We start from the raw sequence: 12,899 nt of genomic DNA on the forward strand, positions 1-12,899 counted from the left end.
CCGAAGGGGGCCTCGGGGGAGGGAGCCGTGCTGGGCGCCGGCAGGGTGGCCGTGCTCAAGCGGCACCTCCGGCGGCGGCAGCAGCAGCCGCGGCGGGATCCCGCAGCAGTTCGGCGATCTGAATGGCGTTGAGGGCGGCACCCTTGCGGATCTGGTCACCGCAGAGCCACAGCTCCAGGGCGCAGGGATCGCTGAGATCCTGGCGGATGCGGCCCACGGCCACCGGATCCCTGCCGGTGACGTCGGTGGGCATGGGGAAGCGGTTGGTCTCGAAGTTCTCGATCAGCTCCACTCCGGGGGCGGCCGCCAGCAGCTCGCGGGCCTCCGCCACCGGAAAAGGCTCCTCGAACGCGATGTTGACGGCCTCGGAATGGGCCCGCAAGACGGGCACCCGCACGCAGGTGGCCGTGAGTCGCAGATCGGGCAGACCCATGATCTTGCGGGTCTCGTGGAGCATCTTGAGCTCCTCCTCGCAGTAGCCGCTCGGCTGCAGGGGCGAGTTGTGGAGGAAGAGGTTGAAGGCCAGCGAATGGGGCAGCACCGCGCTCACCGGCTCGCCCCCGTCCAGCACCGTGCGGCTCAGAGCGCGCAGTTCCTCCATGGCCCGGGCACCGGCGCCGCTGGCCGACTGGTAGGTGCTGACCACCACCCGGCGGAGCGGCCGCCGGGCCGCCAGGGGGGCCAAGGCCAGCGTCAGCAGGATGGTGGTGCAGTTGGGATTGGCGATGATCCCGCCGTGGGTGAAGGCGGCCTGGGGATTGACCTCAGGTACCACCAGGGGCACGGCCGGATCCATCCGGAAGGCACTGGAGTTGTCGATCACGACCGCACCGGCGGCCACAGCCACCGGTGCCCACTGCCGGGACACCGAACCACCGGCCGAGGCCAGCACCAGGTCGATGCCCTCGAAGGCGTCGGCGCCGACCGGCTGGACCCGCAGGCGCTCGCCCCGCCAGTCCAGGTCATGACCCGCCGAGCGCGGCGACGCCAGCGGCCGCAACTCCGCCACCGGAAAACCACGCTCCTGCAGCAGGACCAGAAGCTCCTGGCCCACGGCTCCGGTGGCGCCGAGGATGGCGATGCGCAACGGCCTCGAGGGCAGGTGGCGCTGAGGGGAGGGAAGGGTCGCTGAGACGGTCAACGGGGGGAAACGGGACGGGTGGCGGGGCGGGAGCGGGCCTGCTGGCTGGAGTCGGGGCCCGGAAGGAAACCCTGGAAAGGGATCGTGGAGCGGATGGGCGGGAGGCTCCGGGGACGGGAGCCTGAGTCAAAACCGCCAGCCTGGGGCCGGACGGAACTCTTCAGTTGGAGATATGGGCGCGCCGGTGCGTCGATTGCACAATACGTCGCGGAGGCCCGGAACGGCCAGTTTCTAGGATGGGGGGCTGCCCCGAGCGAGCCCCGTTTCATGAGCCCTGCCGCCAGCACCGAAGCCAACCTCCGGGTGAGCACCTCCCCGCGCCCTGGAAGCCGTCTGGCGGTGGAGGTCGCCGTGCCTGCGGGGCGCAGCCAGAAGAGCTACGAGGCCGCCCTCGAGAAGCTGAGCCGCAGCGTCAAGCTGCCCGGCTTCCGCAAGGGACGGGTGCCCCGGCCGGTGCTGCTGCAGCAGATCGGCCCGCTGCGGATCCGCGCCACCGCCCTCGAGGACCTGGTCGATGCGGTCGTGCGGGAGGCGATGCAGCAGGAGGCCATCGAGGCCATCGGCCGGCCCGAACTCAGCGAAGCCTTCGAGCAGGTGCTGGAGCGCTTCACGCCCGGGGAGGAGCTCACCATCACCCTGGAGATGGACGTGGAGCCCACCCCCACTCTGCGCAGCACCAAGGGCTTCAAGGCCGAGGCGGAGCCCGTGCCCTTCGACCCGGCCCGGGTCGACGAACTGATCGAGCAGTCGCGCCGCCAGCTGGCCACCCTGGTGCCGGTGGAGGACCGGCCCGCCGCCGAGGGTGACGTGGCCCAGATCGCCTTCCGCGGCACCTTCGTCGACACCGGCGAAGCCATCGAAGGCGGCAGCAGCGAGGGAATGGAGGTGGAGCTGGAGGAGGGTCGCATGATCCCCGGCTTCGTGGCCGGCATCCTGGGCATGGCTGTCGGGGACAGCCGCGACGTCTCCTGCCGCTTCCCCGACAGCTACCCCCAGGAGACGGCGGCGGGCCGGGAGGCCCTCTTCGCCATCACCCTGCTGGAACTGAAGACCCGGGAGCTGCCCGCCCTCGACGACGCCTTCGCCCAGCAGGCCAGCGACAAGCCCACCCTGGCCGAACTCCGCGCCGACCTGGAGACCCGCCTGCGGGAGGACGCCGAGCGCCGCCATCGCGCCAACCGCCACGAGGCCCTGCTGACGGTCCTGGTGGAGGAGCTGGAGGTGGAGCTGCCCGAGACCCTGATCCAGCAGGAGGTGCGCAACCTGATCGAGCAGACCGCCGGGCAGATCTCCCAGCAGGGCATGGACGTCAAGAAGCTGTTCACCCCCGATCTGGTGCGCAGCCTCATGGACACGTCCCGGCCCGAGGCCGAGCAGCGGCTGCGGCGCAGCCTGGCGCTCAAGGCCCTGGCCGCGGCCGAGACGATCGAGGTGCCCGCCGCCGACCTGGAGGCCAGGCTGGCCGAGATCCGCAGGGGCCTGAGCGACAGCGCCACCATCGACCCCGAGCGGCTGCGGCTGGCCGTGGCCGAGGACCTGCTGAAGGAGAAGCTGCTGGAGTGGCTCGAGGCCAACAGCACCATCACCGACAAGGCCCCGGCCGCGGAGGAGGCCCCCGAGGCCAGCGACGACGACAGGGACGTCGCCACCGAAACCGCTGCCGAAACGCAGCCGAAGGCGCCCAAGCCAGCGGCCAAAGCGAAGAAGGGAGCCGCCGGTGCCGCCGGCGCCAAGGCCCGGGAGGACGACGCCCAGCCATAGATTGAGGCCACTCCCCCCGTCCGCCAGCGAAACCGCGTGATCGACGCCCGACCGCCCCTGATCCCCGACGGGCTGCCCGCCGCCCTGGCGGGCAGCCCGTCGGGGGCGCAGCCCCACCCCGTGAACAACCTCTGGCAAGGGCCAATGCCCTGGAACGGGATGGTCGCTCCGAGCCCCACCGCCGCTCCTGGGGTGCTGCCCACGGTGGTGGAGCAGTCCGGCCGGGGCGACCGCGCCTTCGACATCTATTCCCGGCTGCTGCGGGAGCGGATCATCTTCCTCGGCACCGGCATCGACGACCAGGTGGCCGATTCCCTGGTGGCCCAGCTGCTGTTCCTGGAAGCCGAGGATCCCGAGAAGGACATCCAGATCTACATCAACTCCCCGGGCGGCTCGGTGACCTCCGGCCTGGCCATCTACGACACCATGCAGCAGGTGGCGCCGGACGTGGTCACCATCTGCTACGGCCTGGCCGCCAGCATGGGGGCCTTCCTGCTCACCGGTGGGGCGCCCGGCAAGCGGATGGCCCTGCCCAATGCCCGGATCATGATCCACCAGCCCCTCGGGGGCGCCCAGGGCCAGGCGGTCGACATCGAGATCCAGGCGCGGGAGATCCTGTTCCTGAAGGACACCCTCAACGGACTGATGGCCGAGCACACCGGCCAGCCGCTGGACAAGATCGCTGAAGATACCGACCGGGACTACTTCCTTTCCCCGGCGGAGGCGGTTGAATACGGACTCATCGACCGGGTGGTCGATGACGCCCCGGCCCCCGTCGTCCCCTAGAACTTCAGGAACGACTGACAAATCGACGGCTGGGGTCGATCCTGGGGGCAGGCCCTTCCTGCCGCCACACCCAGGGCGACCACCGCCGCTCCCGCCGCCTCCTTGCCGATGGCCAAGTTCGACGCCCATCTCAAGTGCTCCTTCTGCGGCAAGTCCCAGGAACAGGTGCGCAAGCTGATCGCCGGGCCTGGCGTCTACATCTGCGACGAGTGCATCGATCTCTGCAACGAGATCCTCGACGAGGAACTGGTCGAGCACCACGGCCATGGCCCCCCGGGCCGGCCCATGGCCGATGGGGGCCGCAAGGCCCCGGCGAAGAAATCGGCCAGGCCGGCCCCCACCCTGGCCACCATCCCCCGGCCGCAGGAGATCAAGAGCTTCCTCGACCAGCAGGTGGTGGGCCAGGAGGAGGCCAAGAAGGTGCTGGCCGTGGCCGTCTACAACCACTACAAGCGGCTGGCATGGCAGGGGGACGGCAAGGGCGAGACGGACCAGACGGCCACCCGCCTTCACAAGTCGAACATCCTGCTGATCGGCCCCACCGGCTGCGGCAAGACCCTCCTGGCCCAGTCCCTGGCGGAGATGCTCGATGTGCCCTTCGCCGTGGCCGATGCCACCACGCTCACCGAGGCGGGCTATGTGGGCGAGGACGTCGAGAACATCCTGCTGCGCCTGCTGCAGAAAGCGGATCTGGACGTCGAACAGGCCCAGCGGGGCATCATCTACATCGACGAGATCGACAAGATCGCCCGCAAGAGCGAGAACCCCTCCATCACCCGTGACGTCTCCGGTGAGGGGGTGCAGCAGGCCCTGCTGAAGATGCTGGAAGGCACCGTCGCCAATGTGCCCCCCCAGGGCGGCCGCAAGCACCCCTACCAGGACTGCATCCAGATCGACACCAGCCAGGTGCTGTTCATCTGCGGCGGCGCCTTCGTGGGACTGGAGGACCTGGTCCAGAAGCGGATGGGCCGCAACGCGATCGGCTTTCTGCCGGCCGATGGCCGCAGCCGGGTGCGCTCCGGCAAGGAGAAGCACTCCAGCGAGGTGATGCGCCACCTTGAACCGGAGGATCTGGTGCGCTACGGCCTGATTCCCGAATTCATCGGCCGGCTGCCGGTGAGCGCGGTGCTCGAACCCCTCGACACCAGCGCCCTCGAAGCGATCCTCACCGAACCCAGGGACGCGCTGGTGAAGCAGTTCCAGACGCTGCTGAGCATGGACAACGTGCGGCTCGAGTTCGAACCGGGGGCCGTCGAGGCCATCGCCGCCGAGGCCCACCGCCGCAAGACCGGTGCCCGGGCCCTGCGGGGCATCGTCGAGGAGCTGATGCTCGACGTCATGTACGACCTGCCCTCCCGCCGCGATGTGCAGACCTTCACCATCACCCGGGAGCTGGTGGAGCAGCGCAGCAAGGCCAAGGTGCTGCCGATCAGTGCCGCCGCCGACCTCGACGGCCACCGGGGTGAACAGGCCACGGCCTGACACGGGACTGTGTCCAATCAGGCGGTCCACGTCGTCACGGTGCGCGAGGGGGTCGAGTGCTAAGCCGACATGGCGCTGGTCGCGATTCTGTCGCTACGGCCACGGCGGAACCCCGGGACCCGGGCGAGCGGCTATCCCCACCCCGGAGGGAATCGACGGCCGCACCGGTGACGCGATGCTGAGCGGACTCCCCTTGCTCCGCCCCACGCCTTGGCCGCCGCCGACCACCTGCAGGCTCCCCGCCAGCACGGCCTCTTCCTGCACCACGGCATCGACCTTGGGGACGGCACCGTGGCCCACTACCTGGAGGGCCGGGAAATCCTGCGCAGCCCCCTGCAGGAGTTCAGCCGCGGGGAGCCCATCAGCGCCGTGACCTACCCGGACGGGTCCTGCTCGCCGGTGGGGGTGACCCTGCGGCGGGCCATGGGCCGCATCGGGGAGCAGCGCTACAACCTGCTGTTCAACAACTGCGAGCATTTCGCCCACTGGTGCAAGACCGGTCGGCATCGCAGCGCCCAGGTGGAGGACTGGCTGCACACCGGCAGCCTCGGCGCTCTGGCCCTGGGCCAGTTCGTGCCGGCGGCCCTGCTCACCGGGGCGCGGGTGCTGCTGCGCCAGGGCCAGTCCCTCGCCGAGACCCTGGCCAGCGGCCTCGACCCCGAGCAGCTGGCCCGGGGTCGGGAGCTGGCCCGCCGCAGCCTGGAGCAGCTCGATGGCCTGCGGCAGCGACTGCAGGAGCGCCTGGAGGAGGAGCTGGCCCGGGCCGAACGGCGCTGGGGCGAAGGGAATGGGGCCATCACCACAGGCAACGACCCCTTCGAGCGCCTGCGCCTGGCGGGGCAGAACCTGGCCGACCAGCTGGCGGCGGTGGAGGAGATGGAGGACCGGCTGCAGCGGCTGCTGGAGCCGGCGGGACCCGATCCGACCGATGGCGGCCCGACCTAGGCTCCTCATCCGGTCAGGGCAGGGTGCATGGTCCAGTCCTACGAGCCCCTTCATCACAAGTACCGGCCCCAGCGCTTCGACCAGCTGGTGGGCCAGAAGGCTGTGGCCGACACCCTCAGCCAGGCCCTGCTCCAGAACCGGATCGCCCCGGCCTACCTGTTCAGCGGGCCCCGGGGTACGGGCAAGACCTCCAGCGCCCGGATCCTGGCCCGTTCGCTCAACTGCCTGGCCAGCCCGGCACCCACCCCGGAGCCCTGCGGCCGCTGCCAGCTGTGCAACGACATCGCCGCCGGCAACGCCCTCGATGTGATCGAGATCGACGCCGCCTCCAACACCGGCGTCGACAACATCCGGGAGCTGATCGAACGGTCCCGCTTCGCCCCGGTCCAGGCCCGCTGGAAGGTCTACGTGGTGGACGAGTGTCACATGCTCTCCACCGCCGCCTTCAACGCCCTGCTCAAGACCCTGGAGGAACCGCCGCCGCGGGTGGTGTTCGTGCTGGCCACCACCGATCCCCAGCGGGTGCTGCCCACCATCCTGAGCCGCTGCCAGCGCTTCGATTTCCGGCGCATCCCCCTGGAGGACCTGGTGGGGCATCTTCAGTGGATCGCCGCCGAGGAATCCATCGGCATCACCCCGGAGGCCGTGCACCTGGTGGCCCAGCGCTCCCAGGGGGGTCTGCGGGACGCCGAGAGCCTGCTCGACCAGCTCAGCCTGCTGCCGGAGCCGATCGCCGCCGACGCGGTGTGGGACCTGCTGGGGGCGGTGCCGGAGGTGGAACTGCTGCAGCTGGCCGAGGCCATGGCGGCGGCGGATCCCCTCCAGGTAGTGGAGGGCTGCCGCGAACTGCTGGACCGGGGACGGGAACCGGCCGCCGTGCTGCAGGGGCTGGTCAGCCTGCTGCGGGATCTGCTGCTGGCGGGGGTGGCCCCCGACCGGCTGGAGCTCACCAGCGTGTCGCCGGAGCTGCGGCCGCGGCTGCCGGAAGTGGCGCGCCGGATCGGCAAGGCCCGCCTGCTGCGGTGGCAGTCCCAGCTGAAGGGCAGCGAACAGCAGCTGCGCCACAGCGTCCAGCCGCGGCTGTGGCTGGAGGTGCTGCTGCTGGGCCTGCTCGCCGAACCGGACCCCGTGGCCGCCACAGCCTCCGCCACACCCGCCGCCACAGCCACGGCCACAACCGCCACCACCCCGGCCGGGCCGCAGCCGCCCGGCGCCGAAGGCCAGCGGGTCAGCCGCAGCCCGGAGCCCGTGCCGGCCGTTTCGGCCTCACCAGCGCCGACACCGCTGGCACCGACCCCGGCCATGGCCCCGGCGGCCACGGCCGGGACCATGCCGGCCGCTCCCCCACCGGAACCGGCGACCGCCCCGGAGGGACCGGTGCCCGCCGGCGAGGATCTGGCCGAACTGTGGCAGCAGATCCTGGCCGGGCTGGAACTCCCCTCCACCCGGATGCTGCTCTCCCAGCAGGCCCAGCTGCTGCGGCTGGATGGGCGGCGGGCGGTGGTGCGGGTGGCCGGGACCTGGATGGCCATGGTTCAGAGCCGCCTGCCCCTGCTGGAGAAAGCGGTGGCCACCGCCCTGGGAAGCCCACGCCAGCTGACCCTGGAGGCGGGGGCATCGGAAGCAACCCCACAGCCACAGCCTCCGCCCACGGCTCCCATACCCCTGAACAGGCGGGAGCTCCCATCGCCGGAGCCGCAGGGTGGCCCGCAGCTGGAGGGGGTTCCTTCCGGGCCCCGCCCCAGGAATGGCGAACTCCCAGCCACCACCACCATCCTCCAGGGGCAGGCACGGGCGCCCGTCTCCAGTGAACCCAATGACGACGAGATCAAGGCGGGACCGTCCTCTCGCGTCCATGCCCCATCACGCTTGAACGAGAAGGCGCGCAACCTTGCAGACTTTTTCGGCGGTGAAGTGATCGAAGACTTTGAAGATGTCCCCTGACCAACGATTGCTGACGAGGATGCGCGGATCATCTCTCTCCTGACCTGGAGATACTATTGCGGGAGTCGGACTTTGCGAACGATTTTTGCTCCTCCAATAAGGATCCAGACCAAGAGGTTTCTACGGATCTTCGGAGCCTTACTTGCTTCTTCAATTGGCTGCCACAGGTACTCCACCATCAGCAGTCGAATCGTCTCCAGAAGTGAACATAGAACGCGACAGGCATGTAATGCTGACTCCGAGCGGACTAACAGGACAATCTTGTACTCAAGCAAGGCATAGAGATGGTTGAGCTTGCCTTTTTCAATGGAAGCTGTTGCCGCATTGCCGTGAACACGGTAGCCGACAAGTGGCCTATCAAGATAGAGGAAGAAGCCCTTTGCCGCCAGCAGAGACCAGCACAACCAGTCCTCATACTGAGCCAACTGAACGTAGGCGAATGGGATTTCCCTGAGCGATGAGGAGCGCACCATGACCGATGAATTGCAGATGCTGTTTCTGACCAGATAGTCTTTCAAGGAGCGCAGTCGATAGGGGTTGGTCGGATTTCGGGAGAAGGACGACTCAAAAAATGCACTCCTTTGAACGTCACCGACGACCTGAACACCGGTATGGCAGAGCACAACCTCCGGGCTGGCATCCATAACCTTGACCTGCGCGGCAATCTTGTCGGGCATAAAGACGTCATCGGCGTCGAGGAATGCCAAGTACCGACCCACCGAAGCACTGAAGCCGAGATACCTCGCCGCGCTGACCCCCCGGTTGGCATGTCCTGGGTGAGAAAGGATCTTCAGGGACGGAAACTCGGTTTCCTGCAGCCGACCCAGCTCTTCCCATGATCCATCCGTTGACCCGTCATCGACGACAATCACCTCGATGGATAAGAGCGGGGGGCAATGAACGGATCTGATCGCTTCTCCGACAAAGTCCTTCGCGTTGAAGCACGGGATGACAACGGAAACATCAACGCCTGGCATCGGACCTCCACTCTCGAATGGAGCCCCTGGATTCATAGAGGATGGTCATGGATAATGCTGCAAAATGACAGCACCACAAGATCCTTCAGCCCTGGGATGCAAGCAGGTTTGTCATCCATCCGTTCAGCCAACCTCAGAGACAAGCTCCTTCTGGCCATCAGGTCCATCAGGATCGTCGGATGAGCCTCCATCAGCCTGTAAGGGGTCCGTTGGCTCAGCACCCAGGTGCAGGGTCTTGACCCAGACCAGCTTCTTGGGCAGCAGGGCCATCTTCAGGGTCACCCAGGGGATCACCAGGAACCAGTGGACCAGGTAGAGGATGCCCAGGCCGGCACTGAGAGGGTTCATCGCCGGCAGGGGGGGGCCCTCCGACGGCCGGCGGCAGCCCGTGGCGATCGCCATGCCCGAGAGGGCCAGGGCCACGATCGAGAACGGCCACATGGTGGGGGCCGTGCGGGTGAGCAGGGTGCCGATCAGGTCGGCGCTGGCCACCACCGGCAGCACGTACTGCAGCAGGAAGAAACAGGTGAGATCGAGTTTCTGGCTGAACCCGAGCCGGTCGGACACCAGGCCAGGGCCGTAGTCGAAGAAGCGCTGCAGACCGCCCTCGGCCCAGCGCTGGCGCTGGCGCCAGAGGGCCGGGAGGGTCAGCACCGCCTCCTCCTGCACCGGCGGATCCCAGAGCACGCCGATCGGCAGGCCTTCGAGCAGCAGACGGAAGCTCAGGTCGAGATCGTCCGTCACCGTGTCCTCGTTGAAGCCCCCGACCTTCAGCAGCGCCTCCCGCGAGAGCAGCTGGCCGTTGCCCCGCAGTTCGGCCACCCCGCCGTTGGCCAGACGCCCCTCCTGGATCATGGCGTCAAAGGCCATCTCCATCGCCTGGGCGGTGGTGAGCAGGTTGCTCTGGGCATTGGCCACCGCCTTGCGCAGCTGCACCGCCGCCCAGCCCCCGGCCTCCGCCCAGGGAACGAGGCGCTCCAGCACATCCGGCTGAAGATCGGCATCGGCGTCGAGCACGAGCATCCAGCGGCCACCCAGTTGCTCCAGCACCAGATTCAGGGCCCCCGACTTGCCACCGCCCGCATCCCGGGGCCGGCGCAGCACCTGCAGAAAGGGGTGGCGTCCCTGGAGATCGGCCAGCAGCTCGGGCGTGCGATCGTTGCTGCCGTCATCGACCACCCAAAGGGTCAGCTGCCCCTGGGGCCAGCGCAGGGCGGCGATGCGCTCCACCAGCCGGGCGATCACCGCCTGCTCATCCCGGGCGGCGACCACCACATCGACGGCGGGGCAGGTGCCCGCCTCGCTCGTCGCCGGGGCCGCCGCCGCGGGAGCCACGTTGGGCCGGCGGCGGACGGCCTGCAGCAGAACGGTCCTGAGGCTGTAACCGCCGAGCAGGGTCGCCAGGGTGAGGGCCGGCACCAGGCTGCGGCCCGGGGGCAGCCAGTGGGGGGCAATTCCCACCAGGCCGCAGCAGGCGAGGAACAGGGCCGCCTTGGCACGGCGGCGATCGCTGTCACTGCCGCCGGCAGCCATGGTGAACCTCATGCAGGCGGTGACTCTAGGGGGAATCGCCGCCGGCACCCAGGGGCTGGAGAGAGGTACCCGGGTAGTAGTGCGCCAGGATCCGCCGGGCACTCGAGCCGCGACCGGCCAGATCGATCGCCCCCGCCTGCGAGAGCCCGGCCCCGTGGCCGAAGCCCCCGCCGGAGAGCTGCCAGACGCCCTCGCCCGCCGGCCGCAGGGTGAACAGGGTGCTGGGCAGGGTGCGCAGGGTGCGCCGGATCGCATCCAGCCGCAGCACCGTGCGGCCCGCGGTTCCCTGCACCTCCAGGGCCAGCACCCGGCCGCTGGGGCCCCGCGCCAGCACCTTCAGGGCGGTGGGCCGCCCCACGCCCCGCTCCGGCCCGAGGGCGGCGGCGACCTGGGCCGCCGTGAGCTGCCGCTGCCAGCGGAAGACGGGATGGTCGGCGCCCCAGGCCGCCTGGCCGTCCCGCAGCAGCGTGGGCAGGGCCGCGGCGGCCAGGGGCACCGGGAACCGGGCCTGGAAGGGGCCGGGACCGTCGGGGAAGGGGTTCAGGTAGGGGACCGGCGGCCCGTTCCAGGCCTCCTGGTAGCCGGCGCTGATGCCGCCGTTGCTGGCGTGGTACACGGCGTGGATCGGTCCATCGGCGCCCATCAGCACGGCCAGCCGGGTGGCGGCGATGGCCCGGCGCACGGCGGCGCCGGCATCGCGCGGGTCGCTGTACACCTGGCACTGGGTGTCGGCGCAGAGGTGGTAGCCGTCCGCCGCGAAGCGGTGCTGGTTGCGCACCGCCCAGGTGCGGGCCAGCACGGCCTGGGCCTCCAGGGCCGCCGCCGGCACCCCGGCCCCGATCTCATGGGGCACCACGCCCTCCAGGTAGCGCTCCAGGGGGACCTGCTCCACCAGGCTCCAGCCGCCGTGGGCGTCGCTCAGCAGCTGGAAGGGGCCGGCGTAGACCCCCCGGTTCCAGAGCAGGCCGCCGGGGGCCTCGATCCGGATCGGGCCGGCCAGGGGCACCACCCCCTGGGCCCGGCGCAGCTCCAGGCCGACGCGCTCGCTGACCGTCCGTTCGTAGGCCTGCAGCCGCAGCCCCTCGGGCAGCACGGCGGGGTCGGGGGCGCCGGCCGGGGCCCACACCTCCCACTCACGGGGCCGGGCGATCACGGCCGCCACCCCCTCCGAACGCCACAGCCCGGCCGCCTGCTCGGCGCTCTCGAAGCTGGCGAACGGACCCAGCACCCGGCGCCGCAGCGCCACGGGCCCGGGCAGCGCCTCCCGGCGCCAGTGCAGCACCAGGGAGGGAGCCTGGAAACGCTGGCCGTTGGCGTCGATCAGGGTGAGCAGGCCCTCGTTGCTGCGCAGGCGCAGGGGCGGGGCTGCGGGGGCCTCTCCTGGCGCCGGACCGAGGCGGGCCGCCAGGGCCACCGCCAGCACCGGACGGGCCGCCGTGACCGGCTCCGGCCGGGCCACCGGCCAGTGCACCAGGCTGGTGTCCCCAGGGGTGCGGGCGTCCGGAGGGGGTGGCGGCGACAGGGGGGGCGGCCCCTGCTCGGCCCGGCAGCCGACCGGGAACAGGAGCGCCGCCGCCAGCAGCAGCCGGGGCAGGACGCGGGGACGCAGCGACATCGACGGGCAGGGGGGGGGTTGGAGGAGGGTTCACCCGCGTCGTAGTGTGCTTGTTTGTGCCTGCGCCTACCGAGATGCCGAAGCTCAAGACCCGCAAAGCGGCCGCGAAGCGGTTCAAGGCCACCGGCACCGGCAAGTTCATGCGCCGGCGTGCCTTCCTCAACCACCTGCTCGATCACAAGAGCCCCAAGCGCAAGCGCTACCTGGGGACGATGGCGGTGGTCGACGATCGTGACCACGACAACGTGGCCCGGATGCTGCCCTACGCCGGCTGAGTCCGGTCGGGCTCCCTTCGGAGCGTCCGCCTGCCTGTTTCTCCACCCCGTTTCCTACCCCAAGATCACTTCCCATGGCCCGCGTCAAGAGGGGCAACGTCGCCCGCAAACGCCGCAACAAGATCCTTCGCCTCGCCCGCGGCTTCCAGGGGAGCAACGGCAGCCTGTTCCGCACCGCCAACCAGCGGGTCATGAAGGCTCTCTGCAATGCCTACCGCGACCGTCGCCGCCGCAAGCGTGACTTCCGCCGCCTCTGGATCGCCCGGATCAACGCCGCTGCCCGCATGAACGGCCTCAGCTACAGCAAGCTGATCGGTGGCCTCAAGCGGGCCGACGTGCGCCTGAACCGCAAGATGCTGGCCCAGCTGGCCGTGGCCGATCCCGCCAGCTTCACCGCCGTGGCCACCGCGGCAGGCCACTGACGCCGTCCCCCCAGCCCC

At 70.0% G+C, this 12,899-nt stretch carries 11 protein-coding genes; 7 read left to right on the forward strand and 4 right to left on the reverse strand.

The window, feature by feature from the left end:
• Nucleotides 1-55: 55 nt before the first annotated feature.
• Entirely contained in the window at nt 56-1,141 is a 1,086-nt protein-coding gene (locus CYAGR_RS10780; RefSeq protein ID WP_015109842.1) for an aspartate-semialdehyde dehydrogenase, read from the reverse strand.
• 267 nt (nt 1,142-1,408) lie between these two features.
• Here CYAGR_RS10780 and tig point away from each other — a divergent pair, with 267 nt between their 5' ends.
• The 5 genes from tig (at nt 1,409) to CYAGR_RS10805 (ending at nt 8,059) form a co-directional block, all read left to right on the forward strand.
• Nucleotides 1,409-2,902, forward strand: coding sequence for a trigger factor (gene tig, locus CYAGR_RS10785; RefSeq protein WP_015109843.1), 1,494 nt, complete (start codon nt 1,409-1,411; stop codon nt 2,900-2,902).
• A 144-nt stretch (nt 2,903-3,046) separates the two neighbouring features.
• On the forward strand, nt 3,047-3,688 hold the full coding sequence (clpP, locus tag CYAGR_RS10790) for an ATP-dependent Clp endopeptidase proteolytic subunit ClpP (protein WP_043327052.1): 642 nt from the start codon (nt 3,047-3,049) through the stop codon (nt 3,686-3,688).
• Between the two features lie 108 nt (nt 3,689-3,796).
• Nucleotides 3,797-5,170, forward strand: coding sequence for an ATP-dependent protease ATP-binding subunit ClpX (clpX, locus tag CYAGR_RS10795; protein WP_015109845.1), 1,374 nt, complete (start codon nt 3,797-3,799; stop codon nt 5,168-5,170).
• A 210-nt stretch (nt 5,171-5,380) separates the two neighbouring features.
• The gene (locus CYAGR_RS10800) at nt 5,381-6,115 is read left to right on the forward strand and encodes a lecithin retinol acyltransferase family protein (protein WP_015109846.1); all 735 of its coding nucleotides are present in this window, start codon (nt 5,381-5,383) and stop codon (nt 6,113-6,115) included.
• 27 nt (nt 6,116-6,142) lie between these two features.
• Nucleotides 6,143-8,059, forward strand: coding sequence for a DNA polymerase III subunit gamma/tau (locus CYAGR_RS10805; RefSeq protein WP_015109847.1), 1,917 nt, complete (start codon nt 6,143-6,145; stop codon nt 8,057-8,059).
• Between the two features lie 53 nt (nt 8,060-8,112).
• On the opposite strand, the gene CYAGR_RS17260 is transcribed toward CYAGR_RS10805, so the two are convergent.
• From CYAGR_RS17260 to CYAGR_RS10815, 3 genes are all read right to left on the reverse strand, one after another.
• Complete coding sequence (locus CYAGR_RS17260) at nt 8,113-9,036, reverse strand: glycosyltransferase family 2 protein (RefSeq protein WP_015109848.1); 924 nt, start codon at nt 9,034-9,036, stop codon at nt 8,113-8,115.
• Nucleotides 9,037-9,159: 123 nt separating this feature from the next.
• Nucleotides 9,160-10,569 (reverse strand): glycosyltransferase family 2 protein, encoded by a 1,410-nt coding sequence (locus CYAGR_RS10810; protein WP_015109849.1) that lies wholly within the window; start codon nt 10,567-10,569, stop codon nt 9,160-9,162.
• A 25-nt stretch (nt 10,570-10,594) separates the two neighbouring features.
• The gene (locus CYAGR_RS10815) at nt 10,595-12,184 is read right to left on the reverse strand and encodes a SpoIID/LytB domain-containing protein (RefSeq protein ID WP_015109850.1); all 1,590 of its coding nucleotides are present in this window, start codon (nt 12,182-12,184) and stop codon (nt 10,595-10,597) included.
• A gap of 74 nt (nt 12,185-12,258) precedes the next feature.
• Here CYAGR_RS10815 and rpmI point away from each other — a divergent pair, with 74 nt between their 5' ends.
• Both rpmI and rplT read left to right on the forward strand, forming a co-directional pair.
• On the forward strand, nt 12,259-12,459 hold the full coding sequence (gene rpmI, locus CYAGR_RS10820) for a 50S ribosomal protein L35 (protein WP_015109851.1): 201 nt from the start codon (nt 12,259-12,261) through the stop codon (nt 12,457-12,459).
• Nucleotides 12,460-12,533: 74 nt separating this feature from the next.
• On the forward strand, nt 12,534-12,881 hold the full coding sequence (rplT, locus tag CYAGR_RS10825) for a 50S ribosomal protein L20 (protein WP_015109852.1): 348 nt from the start codon (nt 12,534-12,536) through the stop codon (nt 12,879-12,881).
• Nucleotides 12,882-12,899 lie beyond the last annotated feature (18 nt).

Origin of the sequence: Cyanobium gracile PCC 6307, assembly GCF_000316515.1 — a bacterium.
Lineage (GTDB): Bacteria > Cyanobacteriota > Cyanobacteriia > PCC-6307 > Cyanobiaceae > Cyanobium > Cyanobium gracile.